Origin of the sequence: Burkholderia sp. KCJ3K979, from assembly GCF_016759955.1 — a bacterium.
Lineage (GTDB): Bacteria > Pseudomonadota > Gammaproteobacteria > Burkholderiales > Burkholderiaceae > Burkholderia > Burkholderia orbicola.
Genome location: NZ_JACFYV010000125.1, coordinates 1 through 19,613 on the forward strand (window position 1 = coordinate 1; position 19,613 = coordinate 19,613).

The window sequence follows — 19,613 nt, forward strand, 5'->3', positions numbered from 1 at the left end:
GGCGATGCGGTGCTGCTGGACATGGATGGCGGCGTGTTGTCGTTGGCATGGGCGGGGCCGGCAGGCCGGCGCGGGCGCGCGGCCCGGCACGCATTCTACGATGCTCGGTCGGACCCGGTCACCCCTCGGCTGCGTCAAGGTGCCGCATAAGTCACGCGGTAGATCGCGCCCGCGTAATCGTCGCTGACGAGCAGCGATCCGTCCGGCAGCGGCAATACATCGGCCGGGCGTCCCCATACCGTGCCGTCGGGCCGCAGCCAGCCCGTGACGAACGGCGTCTGCCGAGCGTGGCTGCCGTCCGCCGAGACGACCACGCGCATCACGCGATAGCCGACCTTCGTGCTGCGGTTCCACGAGCCGTGTTCGGCAATGAAGACATTATTGCGATACGACGCCGGAAACATCGGCCCGGTGTAGAAGCGCATCCCGAGCGCCGCGACGTGCGCGCCGAGTTTCAGGACGGGCGGCACATAACGTCGGCAGACGTCGGCGCTGCCGAATTCGGGGTCGGGCGTATCGCCGCCGTGGCAGTATGGAAAGCCGAAATCGAGGCCGGCGCGCGGCGCGCGGTTCAGCTTGTCGTCCGGTACGTCGTCACCCATCATGTCGCGCCCGTTGTCGGTGAACCACAGCTCGCCCGACTCCGGGTGCCATGCAAAGCCGACCGTATTGCGTATGCCGCGGGCGACCACTTCGCGCCCGCTGCCGTCAGCATTCATCCGCGCGATGATCGCGTAGCGATTGCGATCAGGGAGGCAGACATTGCACGGCGCGCCGGTCGGCACGTACAGCTTGCCGTCGGGGCCGAACGCGATGAATTTCCAGCCGTGATGGTGGTCGGTCGGCAGCGCGTCGGTCACGACGACGGGGGCGGGCGGTTTTGCGAGCCGGTCGTCGATATGATCGAGGCGCAGGATGCGCGAGACGGCGGATATATAGAGGGCGCCGTCGCGGTAGGCGACGCCGACGGGCAGGTCGAGCCCGGACGCGACGACATAGTGCGCATTGATCCGGCCCTCGTGCATGACGAACGCGTGGACGCGGCCGTCCCGCGAGCCGACATACAGGATGCCGCGTGGCGACCACGCCATTTCGCGCGCGGCCGGGACGGCGTCGGTCAGCACGTCTATATGGAAGCCGGGCGGCACGACGAGTTCGCTCACCGGCAGCGGCGCGGCAAACGCCCGTGCGGACGCGAGGCAGGCAAGGCCGGCCAGCAGCGCCGCGACTTGGCGCTGGACGCGGTGCATCGGGGTGGCGCGAAGGGGCGGCATGACGGTCGGGAACGTCCTGGACACGACGATTGTATGCCCGGCGGACGGGCCGTCCGCGGTTTTTTACGCGTAAGTGTTTGTTGTACCTCTGGTTTCCGGCTATAATCGCGTGTTTCAGTAGTTTCGAACCCGGTTTTCCCGAAGGACATCATATGGTTATCATCCGTCTGGCTCGTGGCGGCTCGAAGAAGCGCCCGTTCTACAACATCGTTGCTACCGATTCGCGCAACCGTCGTGACGGCCGCTTCATCGAGCGCGTCGGCTTCTACAACCCGGTCGCCACGAAGGGCGAATCGCTGCGTATCGCTCAGGATCGCCTGACGTACTGGCAAGGCGTTGGCGCGCAACTGTCGCCGACCGTCCAGCGTCTCGTGAAGGAAGCGCAAAAGGCGCAACCGGCTGCCTAACATGGCACGGTGTGCCGGTCGTGCCGGCTGTGAGGTGCATTGATGGCGGGTCACGATTCCGGTAATGCAAGGCGCGGGCGTGCGTCATTCGGCGCATTCGTCCGCAAGCCGGTCGAGCGCGACTCGGTCGCGAACGCCGGTCAGGCTGTCGAACCAGGCAGTCCCGAAGCGACGCAGGCCTGGCCCGACGATGCCGTCGAGGTCGGGGCGGTGGTCGACGCCTACGGCCTGAAGGGCTGGGTCAAGGTGGCGACGCATGCAGATGCCGGTCGCGGCGGCGACGCGCTGCTCAACGCGCGTCGCTGGTGGCTGGAACGCGGTGCGGAGCGGCTTTCCGTCCGCATCATGCAGTCGAAGACGCACAGCGACACTGTCGTTGCGCAACCCGCAGGCGTCAGCGACCGCGATGCTGCGCTGTCCATGCGCGGTTTTCGCGTGTTCGTGCGCCGGGAAGATTTCCCGGCACTCGCCGCGGACGAATTCTATTGGGTCGACCTGATCGGTCTCGAGGTCGTCAACGAGCAATCGGTGGCGCTCGGGAAGGTGAGCGGGATGATCGACAACGGCGTGCATTCGATCATGCGTGTCGAGTATCCGGCAACCGGCAAAGACGGTCAGCCGACCACCGACGAGCGGTTGATTCCGTTCGTCGGCGTCTACGTCAAAACGGTGGATCAGGCGGCGCGTCGCATCGTCGTCGACTGGGAAGCCGATTACTGAAATGAACCAGGTTACCGAGAGCGCGGTGCAGTTCGACGTCGTCACGCTCTTTCCCGAGATGTTCCGTGCACTGACCGACTGGGGAATCACCAGCCGGGCCGTCAAGCAGGGGCGCTTCGGGTTGCGCACCTGGAACCCGCGTGATTTCACGACGGACAACTACCGCACGGTCGACGATCGTCCGTACGGCGGTGGTCCGGGCATGGTGATGCTGGCCAGGCCGCTCGAAGCCGCAATCGGCGCCGCGAAAGCGGCGCAGGCGGAGCAGGGCATCGCGAGCACGCGCGTCGTGATGATGTCGCCGCAAGGCGCGCCGCTCACGCACGATCGCGCGGTGCGGATGGCGCAGGAACCCGGCGTCGTCGTGCTGTGCGGTCGCTACGAGGCGATCGACCAGCGCCTGCTCGACCGTTGCGTCGACGAGGAAATCAGCCTCGGCGATTTCGTGCTGTCAGGCGGCGAGCTGCCGGCGATGGCGATGATGGATGCAGTCGTGCGGTTGCTGCCCGGCGTGCTGAACGATTCGTTGTCGGCCGTGCAGGACAGCTTCGCCGATGGCCTGCTCGATTGTCCGCACTACACGCGCCCCGAGGAATACGACGGCGTGCGCGTGCCGGACGTGCTGCTCGGCGGGCATCATGCCGAGATCGAGAAGTGGCGGCGCCAGGAAGCATTGAGGAATACGTTGCGGAAGCGGCCGGACCTGATCGTCCGGGCGCGCCGCGAAAAGTTGTTGAGCCGGGCCGACGAGGCCTGGCTCGCGAACCTCGCACGCGAAGCGAAGGACGCCTCCTGAGGCGGCTGCGCGAGCGGGAATTGGCGGTGCCGTACATGCGTGTGCGGCGCCTGATGTGAATCCATCCTCTATCGGGGCCAGGCCTGGAAGCAGGCGGGTGTCAACGCCGACACGATGGCATAAGGAGTCAGTAATGAATCTGATCGCAAAACTTGAGCAGGAAGAAATCGAGCGCGCGCTCGCCGGCAAGACCATCCCCGATTTCGCCCCGGGCGACACGGTGATCGTGAACGTGAACGTGGTTGAAGGTAACCGCAAGCGCGTTCAGGCTTACGAAGGCGTCGTGATCGCGATTCGCAATCGTGGTCTGAACTCGAACTTCATCGTCCGCAAGATCTCGTCGGGCGAAGGCGTCGAGCGTACGTTCCAGACGTACTCGCCGCTGCTGGCAAGCATCGTCGTGAAGCGTCGCGGTGATGTGCGTCGTGCGAAGCTGTACTACCTGCGCGAGCGTTCGGGCAAGTCGGCTCGTATCAAGGAAAAGCTGGTGTCGAAGGATCGCGCCGCAGCAGCTTCCCAAGAGTAAGAGCTGTAAGGAAAAAGCACCCAGCCGGGTGCTTTTTTCATTCTGGCGCGACAATATGCTCGATACGACACGAACCCGAGAGCTCCATTGAATCGCCGCCCCATCATCGATCCCGAAGTCTTGCCGGTCGAAGGCACCGGTGCCGGCCTGCCTGTCATCGATTCCCGGTTGCTGACGCCGTCCGGCCTGCGCGAACGTTTCGCACGCACGCTCGAATGGAGCGTCGAGCCCGGCGAGGCGAGGCTGCAGGAGGGCGTCGATCCGCGTAGCGCGGCCGTTCTCGTGTCGCTCGTCGTCCGCGAGTCGGGCCTCACCGTGCTGCTGACGCAGCGCGCCGATCACCTGAACGACCACGCCGGGCAAATCAGTTTTCCCGGCGGCCGGCGCGAGCCGTTCGACCGCGATGCGACAGCCACCGCACTGCGCGAGGCGAAGGAAGAGATCGGACTGGACGCCGAACGCGTCGAGATTCTCGGTGTGCTGCCCGACTACCTCACCGGCACGGGTTTCTGCGTGACGCCGGTCGTCGGCCTCGTGCATCCGCCGTTCACGGTGCAGGCCGACACCTTCGAAGTCGCCGAGATTTTCGAAGTGCCGCTCGCGTTCGTGATGAATCCCGCGAACCATCAGGTCCGCGTGTTCCGGTGGGAGGGCGGCGAGCGTCGTTTTTTTGCCATGCCCTATCCGAACGGCGAGTCGGGCGGGCATTACTTCATCTGGGGCGCAACTGCCGCCATGTTTCGCAATCTGTATCGCTTCTTGGCCGCCGGCTAGGCGAGCGTGCCGGCTGGCGCGTGCGAGCTGCCGTCGGGCCACTGCACCGGCAGCCATGCGCGGCTGACGCTGTGCTATCGTTATGCAAAAAATGACATAACTCCGAAGACGGCGCCACGCATGACTTTCTTTTCGGTTCTCCTCGCTCTCATCATCGAACAGGTCCGCGCGTTGTCGCCGAGCAATCCGGTGTTCGCGCTGTTCCAGTTTCATGCGGAAACCGTCGCGCATGGCCTCGACGCCGGCAAGCAGAAACACGGGCTTCTCGCATGGCTCGCGGTCGTGCTGCCGTGGGTGCTGATCGTCGCGCTGATCTATTTCCTGCTGTACAAGGTGAGCTTCGTGCTCGCGTTCCTGTGGAACGTCGCCGTCGTGTATTTCACGCTCGGCTTCCGTCAGTTCAGCCACTACTTCACCGATATCCATCTCGCGCTCAACAACGACGACGTACCGCGCGCGCGCGAAATCCTGCACGAGTGGACGGGTATCGACACGGTCGACATGCCGGTCGGTGAAATCGTCCGCCATACGCTGATCCATGCGGTCGTCGCGTCGCATCGCCACGTCTTCGGCGTGTTCTTCTGGTACGTGCTGCCACTCGGCCCGGCCGGCGCCGTGCTGTACCGGATTTCCGAATACCTCGCGCGCAGCTGGGCGACGCCGGGCGAGGACCGCACGGTCGCGTTCTCGACGTTCGCGCAGCGCGCGTTCTTCGTGATCGACTGGATTCCGTCCCGACTGACGGCGCTCGGTTTCGCGATCGTCGGCAATTTCGAGGATGCGATCTACGCGTGGCGCAACCATACGCGCCAGTGGCCCGACCCGAACGACGGCGTATTGCTGGCCGCCGGCAGCGGGGCGCTCGGCGCGCGTCTCGCGGGGCCGCTCGCGGAACCGTCGAGCCTCGATGCGCTGGCGGTCGGCGACAGCGGTCCGTTGACGGTCGGTGACGATTGCACGCCGCGCACGCTGCAGTCGGCGGTTGGTCTCGTATGGCGAGCGGTGATTCTGTGGATGATCCTGCTGTTGATGCTGACGCTGGCCGTCTGGGTATCGTGACGCGCTAGCGCAGCGCGCGACGAAATGAAAAGGCCGGCTCGATGCCGGCCTTTTCGCTGTGCGCCAGGAGAGTACGTTCAGTCATCGAGCGGGTCGCGCACGGCGCCGCATTGCCAGCACGCGGTGAATTGCGCTTCGAGCGCTTCGCCGCATTGCCGGCAGCGCCAGGGCGCCGCGCCCGCCGACGGGCCGTGCGACGCGGCATCGAGCAGCCGGCGGGCGAGCGCGTCGTCACGTTCGTCGTCGAGCCACAGCTCGGGCGTGCATGCATCGGCGGGCAGGCCGCCGAGCGCGCCGGTCGCGTAGCAGTTGTGCAGCTCGCAACCGATGCCGGCCACCTGAAGCACGTTGGCCCAATGCTGCGCGGTCGCGAGGTCGGGTGCCTTGAAACGCATCGCGGCTCCTGTCGATGAAGGCCTGCCGCCAGCCGGCCGTCGCACACGTCGCGCGGTCAGCGGACGATCTGGCTCGCCTCGTGCACGAGCTGCGCGTAAAGCGCGTGCCGCGACGGCGCGATGCGGCCGTCGGCGACGGCTTCGAGGATCGCGCAGCCGGGCTCGTGCAGATGGTGACAATTATAGAAACGGCAGTCCGCGAGCAGCGGCCGGAATTCCGGAAACGCGCGTTCGAGGCGGCCTTCCGTCAAGTGGTAGAGGCCGAATTCCTGGAAGCCCGGCGAATCGATCAGCGCACCGCCGCCTTCCAGCGGGTACAGGCGCGTGAACGTCGTCGTGTGACGGCCGCTGTTGAGCGCGGCCGAAATCTCGCGGGTCGCGGCTTCGGCATCGGGTACGAGCAGGTTCACGAGCGTGGATTTGCCCATCCCGGACTGGCCGAGCAGGATCGTCGAATGGCCGGCCAGGTGCGGCATCAGCTGCGCGCGTGCATCGTCCGGCGCACCTTTCACCGACAGCTCGAGCACGTCGTAGCCGAGCGCGCGGTACGGCGCGAGACGCTCTCGCGCGACCGGCAGCGCGGCCACGACGTCGATCTTGTTCAGCACGACGAGCGGCTTCAGCTCGTTCGCTTCGGCCGCGATCAGCGCACGGCCGAGCAGATCCTCGCTGAAATAGGGCTCGGTCGCGAGCACGATCAGCAACTGGTCGAGGTTTGCCGCGAACAGCTTCGACTTGAACTGGTCGGAGCGGTACAGCAGGTTGCGCCGTTCGCCGATCTCCACGATCACGCCCTGGTCGGCCGACGCAAGTTCGTACGCGACGCGGTCGCCGACCGCGATGTCGCTCTTCTTGCCGCGCGGGAAGCATTGCAGCATCGGGCCGCCGTCGTCGGGGGCGACGATGTAGTGACGGCCGTGCGCCGCGATCACGCGGCCTTCGGCCCGTTGCGCGCCCGATGCGCGCGGGGCCGGCTTGCGGGAAGTCGGCCGGCTCATGCGTGCTGCAGCAGGCGATCGATCCGCTGCGACGCGGGCGGATGCGAGTAGTAGAAGGCCGTGTAGACGGGGTCGGGCGTCAGCGTCGATGCGTTGTCCTCGTAGAGCTTCACGAGCGCGCTGACGAGATCCTGCGCGTCGGTCTGGCTGGCCGCGAACGCGTCGGCCTCGAATTCATGCTTGCGCGACGTCAGGCTGCTGAACGGCGTCGCGAAGAACAGGAATACCGGAATCGCGAGGAAGAACAGGATGAGCGCGGCGCCTGCGTTGCTGGTGTCGAGCGATGGCGTGACGCCGAGCCCCGTGTAGAACCACGTGCGTTGCGCGAGCCAGCCGAGCAGCGCGAGCAGCACGAGGCTCAGCACGAACGACACGAGCATCCGTTTCATCACGTGGCGGCGCTTGAAGTGGCCGAGTTCGTGCGCGAGTACGGCTTCGATCTCCTGGCCGGACAGGCGCGCGAGCAGCGTGTCGAAGAACACGATCCGCTTCGATGCGCCGAAGCCCGTGAAATACGCGTTGCCGTGCGCGGAGCGGCGGCTGCCGTCCATCACGAACAGCCCCTTGGCCGCAAAGCCGCAGCGCTTCATCAGCGACTCGATGCGCGCGCGCAGCGCGTCGTCCTTCAGCGGCTCGAACTTGTTGAAAAGCGGCGCGATGAAGGTCGGGTAGATCAGCAGCACGAGCATCTGGAACGCGACCCACACGATCCAGGTCCACAGCCACCACAGGCTGCCGGCCTGGTTCATCAGCCACAGCACGACGAACAGCAGCGGCAGGCCGAGCACGGCGCCGAGCAGCGAATTCTTCAGCATGTCGGTGAAGAACAGCCGCTTCGTCATCCGGTTGAAGCCGAAACGCTGCTCGATGCCGAACTGGCGGTAATACTCGAACGGCACGTCGATCACGCCCGTGATCACGAGCACCGCGGCGACCAGCGCGACCTGCTGCCCGTAGCCGCGGCCAAGCCAGCCGGTCAGCAGCGTGTCGAGCGCGCCGACGCCGCCGAGCAGCGTGAGGCCGACCAGCACGGCCGCGCTGACGACGATCTCGAGCATCGTCAGCCGGGTGCGCTCGACCGTGTAGTCGGCCGCGCGCTGGTGGGCGGTCAGCGGGATGGTGGCGCTGAACTGCGCGGGCACGCCGTTGCGGTGCGCGGCGACGAAGCGGATCTGCCGCGACGCGAGCCACAGCTTGGTGACGACCATCGCGAGTACGGCGATCGCGAACAGCAGGGTGAACGAAAAGGGTGACATCGAAGGCGCCAAAGGGTTCTATGCGAGAATTATATGTTCTTGCGGACCGGCCCCGCTGATGCGATGCCGGCCGCCCGGGCGGCGCTGCATCGGCGAGGCCCGGTCCGCCATTTGCCAGGATGAATCATGACCGATACCGCCGCTTCCGCCAGCCAGCCCGCGCTCGTGCGCAACGAGTTGAACCTCGTCTGGCTCGACATGGAGATGACGGGCCTCGACCCGGATAACGACCGCATCATCGAGATCGCGGTCGTCGTGACCAATTCCACGCTCGACATCGCCGTCGAGGGGCCGGTGTTCGCGATCCACCAGAGCGACGAGACGCTCGCGAAGATGGACGACTGGAACAAGTCGACGCACGGCCGCTCGGGCCTGATCGACCGCGTGCGCGCATCGACCGTGACCGAGGCGGAAGCCGCCGCGCAGTTGCAGGCGTTCCTCGCGCAGTACGTGTCGCCCGGCAAGTCGCCGATGTGCGGCAACTCGATTTGCCAGGACCGCCGCTTCATGGCGCGCTGGATGCCGGAATTCGAGCGATTCTTCCACTACCGCAACCTCGACGTCAGCACGCTCAAGGAGCTGTGCCGCCGCTGGCAGCCGGCCATCTACAAGGGTTTCCAGAAGCGGGCGATGCACACGGCGCTCGCGGACATCCACGAGTCGATCGACGAGCTGAAGTACTACCGCGAGCATTTTCTGATTCCGGCCGCGTCGGTGTCGGCAGGCGAGTCCGCGCCGGCCGCCTGAGCGGGCCGGCACGCGCACCGCGCTCGGCCAACGCTCAGCGCCGCGCGCTTTTCGGCCGGAACGCCGCGACCACCGCGGCGTCGGTCTCGATATACGGGCCGCCGAGCAGGTCGATGCAGTACGGCACCGCGGCGAAGATGCCGGGCACGGTCGACTTGCCGTCGGCATCGCGCAGCCCTTCGAGCGTTTCCCGGATCGACTTCGGCTGGCCGGGCAGGTTGATGATCAGCGCCGCATGGTCGGCCGTTTCGCGGATCACCGCGACCTGCCGCGACAGGATCGCGGTCGGCACGAAGTTCAGGCTGATCTGCCGCATCTGCTCGCCGAATCCCGGCATTTCCTTCGTCGCCACGGCCAGCGTGGCCTCGGGCGTCACGTCGCGGCGCGCGGGGCCGGTGCCGCCCGTCGTCAGCACGAGGTCGCAGCCGGCGACGTCGACGAGTTCGGTCAGCGTGGCCGAGATCGTCGGCGCGTCGTCCTGGATCAGGCGCGTTTCGGCGCGCCACGGCGAAACCAGCGTGCCGGCGAGCCATTCCTGCAGCGCCGGAATGCCCTTGTCTTCGTAGACCCCCGTACTCGCGCGGTCGCTGATCGACACGAGGCCGACCACGAGCTCGTCCGGATGGTTACGCTTCGTCGTCATGGTCGTCTCCGGCGTCGTCGGCCGCTTCGTCGTCGCTGTCGGACGCGCCGCCCGCGGCCTTGATCCACTGGAACAGCTCGCGGAAATAGCGCGGCGGCTTGCCTTGCTGCGCTTCCTTGCGCGCGTTGCGGATCAGCGTGCGGCCTTCCTGGATGTCGGCGTCGGGGTGCTGGCGCAGGAATTCGGTCAGCGCGTCGTCGCTCGCGAGCAGTTGCTCGCGCGTGCGCTCGATCCAGTGCAGGCGGGCGGTGGCGGCCTTGTTCACGCCGCGTTGCGCGTCGAGCGCGGTGCGCAGCGCGGCCGTTTCGTCGTCGGTCAGCGAGCGCATCACGCGGCCGACGTACTGAAGCTGGCGGCGCTTGCCTTCGTGATCGGTGATCCGGCGGGCCTCGCGCACGGCGTCCCCGAGACTTTCGGGCATCGGCATGCGCTTCAGTGCGTCTTTCGGCAGGTCGACGAGCGCCTGGCCGAGCACCTGCAGCTCGTGCATTTCGCGCTTCAACTGGGATTTGCTGGGGCGATCGTAGCCGTTGTCGTCTTCTTCGGCGACAGGCTCGATCGGCTGGATTCGGGTTTTGCGTGTCATGGGCGGCATTGTATCGCGGCGCGGACACCCCAAGCTTGTCTGTGTCCGGCCCCGGACCTTGCTATGATCGCGGGATACGCAACATTTTGACCATGCGGGCGCCCGCCCGCCACCGGATACCAAGACGATGGCAGCCAATCTCGACGTACAAGCGCGCTATTTCCCGCACACGCAGGACCAGCTCAAGGAAATCGCGTCGGACATCCTTCGCCATGCGAAGGCGCTCGGCGCGACCGACGCCGCGACCGAAATCTCCGAGGGCGACGGCCTGTCGGTGTCGGTGCGCCGCGGCGAAGTCGAAACGATCGAGCACAACCGCGACAAGATGGTCGGCGTCACCGTGTTCATCGGCAAGAAGCGCGGCAACGCGAGCACGTCGGACTTCTCGCCGGCCGCGATCAAGGATACCGTCGCGGCCGCGTACAACATCGCGCGCTTCACGGCCGAGGACGAAGCGGCCGGCCTCGCCGAGGCCGAGTTGCTCGAAACCGACCCGCGCGACCTCGACCTGTACCACCCGTGGGCGCTGAGCGCCGACGAGGCCGTCGAGCTCGCCCGCCGCGCGGAAGACGCCGCGTTCGCGGTCAGCCCGCAGATTCGCAATTCGGAAGGCGCGAGCGTGTCGGCGCAGCACTCGCAGTTCGTGCTGGCGACGTCGCGCGGCTTCCTTGCCGGCTATCCGTACTCACGCCACTACATCGCATGCGCGCCGATCGCGGGTAGCGGCCGTCACATGCAGCGCGACGACTGGTATTCGTCGAAGCGCAGCGCGGTCGATCTCGCCGCGCCCGAAGCGGTGGGCCGTTACGCGGCCGAACGCGCGCTTGCGCGGATGGGCGCGCGCCGTCTCGACACGCGCAAGGTGCCCGTGCTGTTCGAGGCGCCGCTCGCGGCCGGCCTGCTCGGCGCATTCGTGCAGGCGGTGAGCGGCGGCGCGCTGTATCGCAAGACGTCGTTCCTCGTCGACAGCCTCGGCAAGCCGGTGTTCGCGCCGCACATCCAGGTCGTCGAGGATCCGCATGTGCCGCGCGCGATGGGCAGCGCGCCGTTCGACGAGGAAGGCGTGCGCACGCGGGCGCGCAGCGTCGTGAAGGACGGTGTCGTCGAAGGCTATTTCCTGTCGACCTATTCGGCACGCAAGCTCGGCACGCAAACCACCGGCAACGCGGGCGGCTCGCACAACCTCGCGCTGCGCAGCTCGAACACGCAGGCGGGCGACGATTTCGACGCGATGCTGAAGAAGCTCGGCACGGGCCTGCTGCTGACCGAGCTGATGGGGCAGGGCGTGAACTACGTGACGGGCGACTATTCGCGCGGCGCGGCGGGCTTCTGGGTGGAGAACGGCGTGATCCAGTATCCGGTCGAGGAAATCACCGTTGCCAGCACGCTGCAGGAGATGTTCCGCCATATCGTCGCGATCGGTGCGGATTCGCTCGTGCGCGGCACGAAGGAAACCGGCTCGGTGCTGATCGAGCAGATGACGATCGCAGGGCAGTAAGCCGCACGCGGCGCAGGCCGCCAGGAAACGACAAAGCCCGACCGGCGCGAGCCGGTCGGGCTTTTTTCATCGTGCGAAGAAGTCGTCAGTCGCGCTTGCGCGTGTAGACGACGAACGCATAGCCGAACGTGTTGGGCGCGGCAGCCTGATGCGCGTCGCGCGAGATTTCCTGCCAGTGCGCGGTATCGGGCGCCGGGAACGATGCGTCGCCGTCGAAGTCGGCGTCGATCTCGGTGACGATCAGCTTGTCGGCGAGCATGAGACCTTCCGCATAGAGTTGCGCACCGCCGATCAGGAATGCCTCGGGCACGCCGTCGCGCGCGGCGAGCGCCAGCGCGTCGGCGAGCGACGTGACCGTGTCGCAGCCTTCGAAACGGCGCGTGGCGTCGCGCGTGACGACGATGTTGCGGCGGCCCGGCAGCGGACGGCCGATCGACTCGTGGGTCTTGCGGCCCATCACGATCGGCGCGCCCATCGTCGTGCGCTTGAAGAACGCGAGATCCTCCGGAAGTTTCCAGGGCAACTGGTTGTCGCGGCCGATGATGCCGTTGCGGGCACGCGCGACGATCAGGGTCAACGTCGTCATGAAGGTCGGGGAAGAGGGGAAACGGAATGGGGCCGATTTTACCGGAACGGTGGCGCGCACCGGATTTCCCGCATCCACATGGGCGTCGGCGCTTCTTGTGCGATGCGTCGTGCGTCGCGACGCGTGATGTCCTCGCGTCGCGACGACCGTCCGAATAAAAAGAGTGCCCGCCGGGGGACGGAGCACAAAAACGTTTTATGTCGCGAGATCGGCGATACCGGTTCCGCTCGATGGCATCCCGTTCGACTGGATCGTCAGTTCAATATGTCATCCTGATTGAATTGAGGCGGCGAATATTCAGGGATGCGTATTGCCTCGCACGTTGCCTTCCAGAGCATGCCGGATGTCGCCCGATTGCGGCGCCGGTAGCGGCATCGGCAACAGGGGCGGCGGCGGGAGTTCGTCCCACAGCGTCACGGAGGCCTGGGCGGCCGGCAACGGTTGCGGCGCCGACACGGCCACGATACCGAACCCGTTGCCGTACGCGACGCGCGGCATGCTTTCGGCGAGCAGCACGGTGCGATCCGGCTGCATGCCTTCATCCGCGCATGCCGGTGCAGGCGGGCCGGCGGCCGAGAGCGCGAGCGTCATCGGCACGAAAGAAAGTAAAAGATGTTTTCGCATGGCGACTGTCTCCGGTCGTTTCCGTATTCAGCGAAATACATGCCACCGTACCGGGACCATTGCCGTCATTGCGATTCGCGCTCGAGTGTTGCGAATGGTGGCCGAAAACGCCTGAAAATGTTTCAGGCCTGAAACGATGGGGCTCGGGAATACTGCTGATTCAATCGACACGCTTCAAGGATGAAAATCGGCGCGTGTGTTGATGACGGAGTCCTTCTGCACATGCGCTATGTGCAGATGATTGACCTGCGTCGACCTCTCGAGCGATTGGGCCGTATCGCCGTCGGTACTGAAACGGGTTTGTCGTATTCGGTGCCTATAACCTAGCTGTCTTCATCAAAATTATTGGACGCGAGATAAGCGCCATCATGCGAGGCCTTGTCGTTGCCGCGCATCGGCATGGCGAATCGAGCCACCTCTGGCTGACCCGATTCGATCCTTTTGCACGTGATCTACGTGTGCGGCAATCGTTAGACGGTTGATGAACGGGGTGAGGATATGGGAGCCGATCAGCGGCACGTGATCTACTATTCGCGCGAACCGAACGACGCGTTGCGCGGCCATTTCGACGAATGCGGCTGGCGCGTCGATCTCGCCGAGACCGTGCGCGATGTGCGGCGCGTCGTGCAGCACGGCGTGGCAACCGCCGGCCTGCTCGATTTCTCGCCGGGCTTCAAGCCGTCGGACCTGCGCGAACTCGAATCCTGTCTGAGCATCCAGCACATCGGCTGGATCGCGGCGACGCGACGCGGCCAGTTGCAGGACGCGACGCTGCGCCATCTCATTCGCGACTATTGCTTCGACTACGTGACGATGCCGTACGAAACGGCGCGGATCGTCGAGACCGTCGGTCATGCGCACGGCATGGTCGCCCTGACCGATCCCGTTGCGCCGCCCGTCGGCGCCGGGCGCAGCGAAGGCGAGATGGTCGGCACCTGCGATGCGATGCTCGGGCTGTTCCGGACGATCCGTCGTGTCGCGGCAACCGATGCGCCGGTGTTCATCTCCGGCGAGTCGGGCACGGGCAAGGAGTTGACGGCGGTCGCGATTCACGAGCGTTCGTCGCGCGCGCAGGCGCCGTTCATCGCGATCAATTGCGGGGCGATACCGTCGACGCTGCTGCAGGCCGAACTGTTCGGCTATGAACGCGGCGCGTTTACCGGCGCGAACCAGCGCAAGATCGGCCGCGTCGAGGCCGCCAACGGCGGCACGCTGTTTCTCGACGAGATCGGCGATTTGCCGCTCGAAAGCCAGGCGAGCCTGTTGCGCTTCCTGCAGGAAGGCAAGATCGAGCGGCTCGGCGCGCACGTGTCGGTGCCGGTCGACGTACGCGTGATTTGCGCGACGCACGTGGACATGGAAGCGGCGCTGCGCGAAGGGCGCTTCCGCGAGGATCTGTTTCACCGGCTGTGCGTGCTGAAGATCGAGGAGCCGCCGTTGCGCGCGCGCGGCAAGGACATCGAGGTGCTCGCGCGTCACATGCTCGATCGCTTCAAGGGCGATGCGCATCGCCGCCTGCGCGGTTTTTCGCCTGACGCGGTCGCATCGCTGTACGGCTATTCGTGGCCGGGCAACGTGCGCGAGCTGATCAATCGCGTACGCCGCGCGATCGTGATGTCGGAAGGCCGAATGATCACCGCGGCCGATCTCGAACTGAACGACTATGCGATGCTCGCGCCGGTATCGCTGCTGGAGGCGCGCGAGGCGGCCGAGCGGCAGGCGATCGAGCAGGCGCTGCTGCGCCATCGCGGCCGTTTTGCCGATGCCGCGCGTGAGCTCGGCGTGTCGCGCGTCACGCTCTACCGGCTGATGTGCGCGCACGGCATGCGCGACCGCGGCGACACGCTGGGAGGGTTTTCGGCACCGTTGCCGGAGCTTCCGCGTCACGCTTGCTAAAATTGGCGGGTACGGCCGCCCCTCGCGGCCGAAGGAACCCGCATGAAACAGTATCTCGATCTCGTTCGTACCATTCTCGATACCGGCACCTGGCAGGAGAACCGCACGGGAATCCGCACCATCAGCATGCCGGGCGCGATGCTGCGCTTCGACCTGCAGCAAGGCTTCCCGGCCGTGACGACCAAGAAGCTCGCGTTCAAGTCCGCGATCGGCGAGCTGGTCGGCTTCCTGCGCGCGTCGCGCAGCGCGGCCGATTTCCGCGCGCTCGGCTGCAAGGTGTGGGATGCGAACGCGAACGAGAACGCGCAGTGGCTCGCGAACCCGTATCGCCAGGGCGTCGACGATCTCGGTGACGTCTACGGCGTGCAATGGCGCCAGTGGCCGGGCTACAAGGTGCTCGATGCGAGCGCCGACGCGCAGATCGCCGATGCGACGCGTCGCGGCTTCCGGATCGTCACGCGTTTCGACGAAGACGGCGCGCCGAAGGTGCTGCTGTACAAGGCGATCGACCAGCTGCGCCAGTGCCTGGACACGATCATGGAGAACCCGTCCGATCGCCGCATCCTGTTTCACGCGTGGAATCCGGCCGTGCTCGACCAGATCGCGCTGCCCGCGTGCCATTTGCTGTACCAGTTCCTGCCGAACGCGACGAAGCGCGAGATCTCGCTGTGCCTGTACATCCGCAGCAACGACGTCGGCCTCGGCACGCCGTTCAACCTGACGGAAGGGGCCGCGCTGCTGTCGCTCGTCGGCCGGCTGACGGGCTATACGCCGCGCTGGTTCACGTATTTCATCGGCGACGCGCACATCTACGAGAACCAGCTCGACATGCTGCAGCAGCAGCTCACGCGCGAGCCGTACGAAAGCCCGCGGCTCGAGATTGCCGAGCGCGTGCCCGAGTACGCGAAGACGGGCGTCTATGCGCCGGAATGGCTGGAGCAAGTCGAGCCGTCCGATTTCTCGCTCGTCGGCTATCGGCACCATGAGCCGTTGACCGCGCCGATGGCGGTCTGATCGCGCGGCCGGGGCCGCGCGGCTGCATCGAGCCTTTTTGTTTCAGGTTTGCTGCACTTACTGGCGATGCCGCTCCTCGTGGCCGCCCTGCGGCGGCGGATTGCCCGGATGCGGCGCTTCGACGTGCGGCGCCGGCTGCGGCCGTGGTTCCATCCGGGGGGGCGGCATCGACGGGCGCGGCTCCATGCGGGGCGCGGGCTGCGGCTGCGGTCGCGGCTCCATACGCGGCGCCTGCGGCTGCGGCCGCGGCACGTCATGGACGACAGGTGCCGGCGGACGGTACTCGTTCACGCGCGGCGGCGCGACTTCGCGATGCGGCGTGGGTTGAGCGAAGTCCGGACGCGGTTGCGGCGCGGGGGCGGCCCGTTCCGGTTGCGGCTGCGCATGGCGGGCCGGCGTCGGGAAATCGGGGCGCGGACGCGGTTGCGGAATCTGCGCGGTATGGTCGGGTTGCGGTTGCGGTTGCGGCTGCGTGCGCGGCGCTTCGTTGCGGCCGCGGGGCGGTACGCCCTGCGGCGCCGGCACGCCGTCCGGATGCGGCACCGCAGCGCTGCGCACGGGCGGCAGCGCGTTCTGTCCTGCCGCGTGCAGCGCGGTGGGCGGAGCCGCGCGCTGACGCTCCATCGGCGTGTGCGGCTGCATCCACGCGGGCGACGGCGTGTTGGCTGCGTGCGCGTTACCGGTCCCCGGCGGGGCGTGGTTCGCTTCGGGCGGATGCGGAACGCCGTTGCCGGGCGCGAACGCCTGATGCGGGATCGGGTTGCCGGGCGCCTGCGGCGTGCCGCCGTTGGCGAAACGCGGTGCGTTGGGCGTTTCGCCGTTCGCCGGCCGTGCGACATTCGGCATGCCGGGCACCGGTGCGCCCGGCCGTCCGGCCTGCACGCCGGCCGGCTGGCCCTCGCGCGGCGCGCGGACCGGCTGGACGACGGGGCCGTGCGGATTCACGAGCTGCACGTTGTGCATCGCCCAGGCGCCGCCGCCCGGCTTGCCCGGCACGCGGACCGGGCGAGCCGTATAGTCGGCCGGCACGTTCGTCTTCACGACGGGCGCGCCGGCACCCGGCACGCGCCCGCCTTGCTGCGCGAGGTGGGCGGCGGCCTGATCGCGGTACGCAGGCGGCACGGCCGGATTGCGCGTCGCGACGTACGGGTGTTGCGCGAGCGCCGCCGGCGGACGGTAGCTGGCATTGCGCAGCCCGCCGGTGAAGCTCTGGCGCACCGGCGCGATGCCGGGCGTGCCCGGCGTGACGTGCGCGTTGCGCCATTGTTGCGGATCGACGTGCTGCGAGAAGTGCGCGACCGGCTGGCCGTGCACGAACGCGGCGGCCGGCACGGCCGTGATCGCGTGCGGCGCGCGGAAGTTCACGTACGTCTTGTTGATGTTGGTGATATTGGTGATGTTCGTCACGTTCACGGTCTTGTTCACGTTGACGTTGTTCACCACGATGTTGCGGTTGACGCGGTCGTAGTAGTGCGGGCTCCAGCCGCCCCAGCCCGGATGCCACGGCTCGCCCGGCCCGAGGGCGAACCATGCGCAGCCGGCCGCCGCGACGCCGCCGACCGTGAGCGCGACGCTCCAGTCGGAACCGCCGCCGCCCCCGCCGCCCACGAACGCGACGAGCGCCGGCGCATAGACGGGCGGCTGGCTCACTGCCATCGGGCCGGGTACCCATGCCCAGCTGTCGTCCACGTACGCCCAGCGGCCGTAGTGATACGGCGCGAAGCCCCACGGTGCGTCGTCGACCCAGGTCCAGCCCCACGGCGCCTGCCAGATCCAGTGGCCGTCGTGGTACGGCGCCCAGTCGGCCGGCGTGTCGTTCGGCACCCATACCGCGCCGTAATTCGGGGTTTCGCGCCACGTGCCGTTCGCGTCGAGATCCTGGTAGCCGGGAATGTCGCGGGACACGTAGCGGGCCGATACCGAGCGCGCTTCGGCCGCGTCGCGGCTGGCGGCCCACTGGTCGAGCGCGTCGGGGCCCGGTGCGGCCGATTGCTGCGCGACCTGCAGGTCGGTGCCGGTGAACACGACCTGCTGGCCGGGCGACAGCGGATACTGCCCGTTGCTGCCGTAGACGGTCGCGCTGCCGCTGCGCACCGTCACCGTCGTGCTCGCGCCGTTCGGCGCGACATCGACGCGATAGTCGCCGGGGCCGGTGATGCCGAGCGCGAGGTTCGGCGTGTCGATTTCGTATGATCCGCCGGCCGGCAGATCGCGCACGTGCGTCGACACGGTGCCGAGCCCCACCTTCAATTGCGTCGTCGTGTCGTCGAGGTTCAGCACCGACAGGCTGGTCGATTCGCCGAGCCGCACCGCCGTCGAGCCGATGTGCAGTTCCGAGCGCGCGCCGGCATCGTTCCACAGCTGGTCGCCCGTCGTCAGCGGGCGGTTCACCGCCGCATACGACCACGCGTCGGTGCCGGCCGGTTCGGTCGTCACGGCGCCCGACAGGTAATTGAGCCGCGCGACGCGCCCGGGCGGATCGCCGCCCGGTTGCCGTGCCGCGGCCATATTCGGCGGTGCATCGGCCGATTGCGCGAAGGCGGGCGGCAGCGCCGCCAGCGCGACGAACGCGAGCAGCGTGTAGCGGGCGGTGCGCTTGAGCGTGAACAGGGGGGCCATGGTGAGCGTCATCGTTGTGATCGCGGCGCGTCGATTCGTGCCGTCCAGTTCACGATATCCGCTTGGCCTGTTTCAAGGCACGGTGTTTTGTAAATCGAATGGCACGCGATGTAACAAAACCTGTCCATCGCGCGCCGTTGTCGTGCAGCTGCAATGCCGGCGTCAAGCGGACGTAAGCCACGCGTCGAAAACCTGCTGCCCGGGCACCGTGACGTGCAGCACGCGCGGGCGGGCAGCGCGTTCGATCCAGCCGTGGGCGCAGAAGCTGTCGAGCAGCGCCGCGCCGAGGGCGCCGCCGAGATGCGAGCGCCGTTCGCTCCAGTCGAGACAGCCGCACGCGAAGCGGCGTCGGCGCGCGCGTTGCTGCGCGACGTCGATGCCCCATTGCGCGAGTGCCTGCGTGCCGAGCTCGGTGGTGTCGATCGCGTCGCCGTTGGCGAGCAGCCAGCCGCGCGCGGTGAGGCCGTCGAAGATGCGTACCGCGAGTTCGCCGGCCATGTGGTCGTAGCAGGTACGTGCGTAGCGCAGTTCGGCCGGGACCGCGCGCGACGGCGGCGGAACCGGGCGATGCGGCGCGGCCGCGCGGGCGACGTTCGCCAGCGCTTCGAGCGAGGCCGCGATGTCGGCCGACGCAATGCGGTAGTAGCGATGCCGGCCGCGCACGTCGAGGGCCAGCAGGCCGCCTTCGGTCAGGCGCGCGAGGTGCGCGCTGGCCGCGGACGGCGACAGCCCCGCGATCATCGTCAGCTCGCCGGCCGGCCGTGCGCTGCCGTCCATCAGCACCCACAGCATCGCGGCGCGGCCCGGATCGGCGATCAGCGCGCCGATGCGGCTCAGGCCCGGAAAATGGTGGTCGTCTTGGTCAGTCATCGTCGTGTCTCGTGGAGCGGGATGACGGGCAGTGTAGTTCGTGCGCGCATTCGATGTTTCGCTTCCGGATGAAATGTCGGATGCAGCGGTTTTGACGCCGTGGCCGGCCGGACCGCGGGCCGTCGCGGGCCACGCGTAGAATGGCCGGACGCGGCGGCAACGGGCCGCCGCATGTGACGCGATGCAACGATGAAGACGATTTTCTGCATGTTGGCGGCCGCGCTCGTCTGCGCGGCCTGTGCGCAGGGTGGCGCGGGTGCGACCGGCGAGCGCGGCGGCAGTATCGAGATGTACGGGACGATCGACCAGGGCATCACGGTGCGCC

General features: G+C 67.3%; 20 protein-coding genes. 10 read left to right on the forward strand and 10 right to left on the reverse strand.

Annotated features, from left to right (window positions below; all coding sequences use genetic code 11):
• Positions 1 to 134: 134 nt before the first annotated feature.
• Positions 135 to 1,274, reverse strand: coding sequence for a PQQ-dependent sugar dehydrogenase (locus H3O04_RS23075; RefSeq protein ID WP_202588508.1), 1,140 nt, complete (start codon positions 1,272 to 1,274; stop codon positions 135 to 137).
• A gap of 152 nt (positions 1,275 to 1,426) precedes the next feature.
• Here H3O04_RS23075 and rpsP point away from each other — a divergent pair, with 152 nt between their 5' ends.
• From rpsP to H3O04_RS23105, 6 genes are all read left to right on the forward strand, one after another.
• Positions 1,427 to 1,681 (forward strand): 30S ribosomal protein S16, encoded by a 255-nt coding sequence (rpsP, locus tag H3O04_RS23080; protein ID WP_006476550.1) that lies wholly within the window; start codon positions 1,427 to 1,429, stop codon positions 1,679 to 1,681.
• Between the two features lie 42 nt (positions 1,682 to 1,723).
• Complete coding sequence (gene rimM, locus H3O04_RS23085; RefSeq protein ID WP_202588509.1) at positions 1,724 to 2,401, forward strand: ribosome maturation factor RimM; 678 nt, start codon at positions 1,724 to 1,726, stop codon at positions 2,399 to 2,401.
• A 1-nt stretch (position 2,402) separates the two neighbouring features.
• Complete coding sequence (trmD, locus tag H3O04_RS23090; RefSeq protein WP_202588510.1) at positions 2,403 to 3,197, forward strand: tRNA (guanosine(37)-N1)-methyltransferase TrmD; 795 nt, start codon at positions 2,403 to 2,405, stop codon at positions 3,195 to 3,197.
• A gap of 133 nt (positions 3,198 to 3,330) precedes the next feature.
• Positions 3,331 to 3,723 (forward strand): 50S ribosomal protein L19, encoded by a 393-nt coding sequence (gene rplS / locus H3O04_RS23095; RefSeq protein ID WP_006486838.1) that lies wholly within the window; start codon positions 3,331 to 3,333, stop codon positions 3,721 to 3,723.
• A gap of 87 nt (positions 3,724 to 3,810) precedes the next feature.
• Complete coding sequence (locus H3O04_RS23100; protein ID WP_202588511.1) at positions 3,811 to 4,497, forward strand: CoA pyrophosphatase; 687 nt, start codon at positions 3,811 to 3,813, stop codon at positions 4,495 to 4,497.
• A 120-nt stretch (positions 4,498 to 4,617) separates the two neighbouring features.
• Positions 4,618 to 5,556: a CobD/CbiB family protein gene (locus tag H3O04_RS23105; protein WP_043887323.1), complete on the forward strand. Its 939-nt coding sequence runs from the start codon at positions 4,618 to 4,620 to the stop codon at positions 5,554 to 5,556.
• A gap of 77 nt (positions 5,557 to 5,633) precedes the next feature.
• On the opposite strand, the gene H3O04_RS23110 is transcribed toward H3O04_RS23105, so the two are convergent.
• Genes H3O04_RS23110 through H3O04_RS23120 form a run of 3 tightly spaced genes read right to left on the reverse strand, consistent with a single transcriptional unit; the run spans position 5,634 to position 8,205 of the window.
• Entirely contained in the window at positions 5,634 to 5,951 is a 318-nt protein-coding gene (locus tag H3O04_RS23110) for a putative signal transducing protein (protein WP_011351362.1), read from the reverse strand.
• 56 nt (positions 5,952 to 6,007) lie between these two features.
• Positions 6,008 to 6,949, reverse strand: a complete 942-nt coding sequence (gene rsgA / locus H3O04_RS23115) for a ribosome small subunit-dependent GTPase A (protein WP_202588512.1) — start codon at positions 6,947 to 6,949, stop codon at positions 6,008 to 6,010.
• Positions 6,946 to 8,205: a M48 family metallopeptidase gene (locus H3O04_RS23120; protein WP_011544904.1), complete on the reverse strand. Its 1,260-nt coding sequence runs from the start codon at positions 8,203 to 8,205 to the stop codon at positions 6,946 to 6,948. The genes rsgA and H3O04_RS23120 overlap by 4 nt, the downstream gene beginning before the upstream one ends.
• A 126-nt stretch (positions 8,206 to 8,331) precedes the next feature.
• Between H3O04_RS23120 and orn the strand changes: the two genes are divergently transcribed.
• Complete coding sequence (gene orn / locus H3O04_RS23125) at positions 8,332 to 8,952, forward strand: oligoribonuclease (protein ID WP_006476541.1); 621 nt, start codon at positions 8,332 to 8,334, stop codon at positions 8,950 to 8,952.
• A gap of 34 nt (positions 8,953 to 8,986) precedes the next feature.
• On the opposite strand, the gene mog is transcribed toward orn, so the two are convergent.
• Positions 8,987 to 9,595, reverse strand: a complete 609-nt coding sequence (mog, locus tag H3O04_RS23130; protein WP_124477030.1) for a molybdopterin adenylyltransferase — start codon at positions 9,593 to 9,595, stop codon at positions 8,987 to 8,989.
• Positions 9,579 to 10,181 (reverse strand): ribosome biogenesis factor YjgA, encoded by a 603-nt coding sequence (gene yjgA, locus H3O04_RS23135; protein ID WP_272929891.1) that lies wholly within the window; start codon positions 10,179 to 10,181, stop codon positions 9,579 to 9,581. The genes mog and yjgA overlap by 17 nt, the downstream gene beginning before the upstream one ends.
• Positions 10,182 to 10,308: 127 nt before the next feature.
• On the opposite strand from yjgA, the gene pmbA reads away from it, so the two are divergent.
• Positions 10,309 to 11,679, forward strand: a complete 1,371-nt coding sequence (pmbA, locus tag H3O04_RS23140; protein WP_124477031.1) for a metalloprotease PmbA — start codon at positions 10,309 to 10,311, stop codon at positions 11,677 to 11,679.
• A gap of 85 nt (positions 11,680 to 11,764) precedes the next feature.
• Here pmbA and H3O04_RS23145 read toward each other — a convergent pair whose 3' ends face one another.
• Together H3O04_RS23145 and H3O04_RS23150 are read right to left on the reverse strand one after the other, a co-directional pair.
• A complete protein-coding gene (locus H3O04_RS23145; protein ID WP_175780974.1) occupies positions 11,765 to 12,265 on the reverse strand; it encodes a dihydrofolate reductase in 501 nt (166 codons plus the stop codon).
• 297 nt (positions 12,266 to 12,562) lie between these two features.
• A complete protein-coding gene (locus tag H3O04_RS23150) occupies positions 12,563 to 12,889 on the reverse strand; it encodes a hypothetical protein (protein ID WP_202588513.1) in 327 nt (108 codons plus the stop codon).
• 498 nt (positions 12,890 to 13,387) lie between these two features.
• Here H3O04_RS23150 and H3O04_RS23155 point away from each other — a divergent pair, with 498 nt between their 5' ends.
• Positions 13,388 to 14,785 carry a sigma-54 dependent transcriptional regulator gene (locus H3O04_RS23155; RefSeq protein ID WP_043887326.1) on the forward strand — a complete coding sequence of 466 codons (1,398 nt, stop codon included), beginning with the start codon at positions 13,388 to 13,390 and terminating at the stop codon, positions 14,783 to 14,785.
• A 42-nt stretch (positions 14,786 to 14,827) separates the two neighbouring features.
• Entirely contained in the window at positions 14,828 to 15,799 is a 972-nt protein-coding gene (locus tag H3O04_RS23160) for a thymidylate synthase (protein ID WP_059836744.1), read from the forward strand.
• Between the two features lie 57 nt (positions 15,800 to 15,856).
• Here the strand turns inward: H3O04_RS23160 and H3O04_RS23165 are convergent, their stop codons facing one another.
• Both H3O04_RS23165 and H3O04_RS23170 read right to left on the reverse strand, forming a co-directional pair.
• Positions 15,857 to 18,418, reverse strand: coding sequence for a DUF6600 domain-containing protein (locus H3O04_RS23165; protein ID WP_202588514.1), 2,562 nt, complete (start codon positions 18,416 to 18,418; stop codon positions 15,857 to 15,859).
• 162 nt (positions 18,419 to 18,580) lie between these two features.
• A complete protein-coding gene (locus tag H3O04_RS23170) occupies positions 18,581 to 19,288 on the reverse strand; it encodes an ArsR/SmtB family transcription factor (RefSeq protein WP_023475849.1) in 708 nt (235 codons plus the stop codon).
• Positions 19,289 to 19,613 lie beyond the last annotated feature (325 nt).

What these genes read in the sequence shown, in the direction of transcription:
- H3O04_RS23075 (WP_202588508.1), bottom strand. Translation starts at nt 1,274, where the DNA reads ATGCCGCCCCTTCGCGCCACCCCGATGCACCGCGTCCAGCGCCAAGTC.
- rpsP (WP_006476550.1), top strand. Translation starts at nt 1,427, where the DNA reads ATGGTTATCATCCGTCTGGCTCGTGGCGGCTCGAAGAAGCGCCCGTTC.
- rimM (WP_202588509.1), top strand. Translation starts at nt 1,724, where the DNA reads ATGGCGGGTCACGATTCCGGTAATGCAAGGCGCGGGCGTGCGTCATTC.
- trmD (WP_202588510.1), top strand. Translation starts at nt 2,403, where the DNA reads ATGAACCAGGTTACCGAGAGCGCGGTGCAGTTCGACGTCGTCACGCTC.
- rplS (WP_006486838.1), top strand. Translation starts at nt 3,331, where the DNA reads ATGAATCTGATCGCAAAACTTGAGCAGGAAGAAATCGAGCGCGCGCTC.
- H3O04_RS23105 (WP_043887323.1), top strand. Translation starts at nt 4,618, where the DNA reads ATGACTTTCTTTTCGGTTCTCCTCGCTCTCATCATCGAACAGGTCCGC.
- H3O04_RS23110 (WP_011351362.1), bottom strand. Translation starts at nt 5,951, where the DNA reads ATGCGTTTCAAGGCACCCGACCTCGCGACCGCGCAGCATTGGGCCAAC.
- rsgA (WP_202588512.1), bottom strand. Translation starts at nt 6,949, where the DNA reads ATGAGCCGGCCGACTTCCCGCAAGCCGGCCCCGCGCGCATCGGGCGCG.
- H3O04_RS23120 (WP_011544904.1), bottom strand. Translation starts at nt 8,205, where the DNA reads ATGTCACCCTTTTCGTTCACCCTGCTGTTCGCGATCGCCGTACTCGCG.
- orn (WP_006476541.1), top strand. Translation starts at nt 8,332, where the DNA reads ATGACCGATACCGCCGCTTCCGCCAGCCAGCCCGCGCTCGTGCGCAAC.
- mog (WP_124477030.1), bottom strand. Translation starts at nt 9,595, where the DNA reads ATGACGACGAAGCGTAACCATCCGGACGAGCTCGTGGTCGGCCTCGTG.
- yjgA (WP_272929891.1), bottom strand. Translation starts at nt 10,181, where the DNA reads ATGACACGCAAAACCCGAATCCAGCCGATCGAGCCTGTCGCCGAAGAA.
- pmbA (WP_124477031.1), top strand. Translation starts at nt 10,309, where the DNA reads ATGGCAGCCAATCTCGACGTACAAGCGCGCTATTTCCCGCACACGCAG.
- H3O04_RS23145 (WP_175780974.1), bottom strand. Translation starts at nt 12,265, where the DNA reads ATGACGACGTTGACCCTGATCGTCGCGCGTGCCCGCAACGGCATCATC.
- H3O04_RS23150 (WP_202588513.1), bottom strand. Translation starts at nt 12,889, where the DNA reads ATGCGAAAACATCTTTTACTTTCTTTCGTGCCGATGACGCTCGCGCTC.
- H3O04_RS23155 (WP_043887326.1), top strand. Translation starts at nt 13,388, where the DNA reads ATGGGAGCCGATCAGCGGCACGTGATCTACTATTCGCGCGAACCGAAC.
- H3O04_RS23160 (WP_059836744.1), top strand. Translation starts at nt 14,828, where the DNA reads ATGAAACAGTATCTCGATCTCGTTCGTACCATTCTCGATACCGGCACC.
- H3O04_RS23165 (WP_202588514.1), bottom strand. Translation starts at nt 18,418, where the DNA reads ATGGCCCCCCTGTTCACGCTCAAGCGCACCGCCCGCTACACGCTGCTC.
- H3O04_RS23170 (WP_023475849.1), bottom strand. Translation starts at nt 19,288, where the DNA reads ATGACTGACCAAGACGACCACCATTTTCCGGGCCTGAGCCGCATCGGC.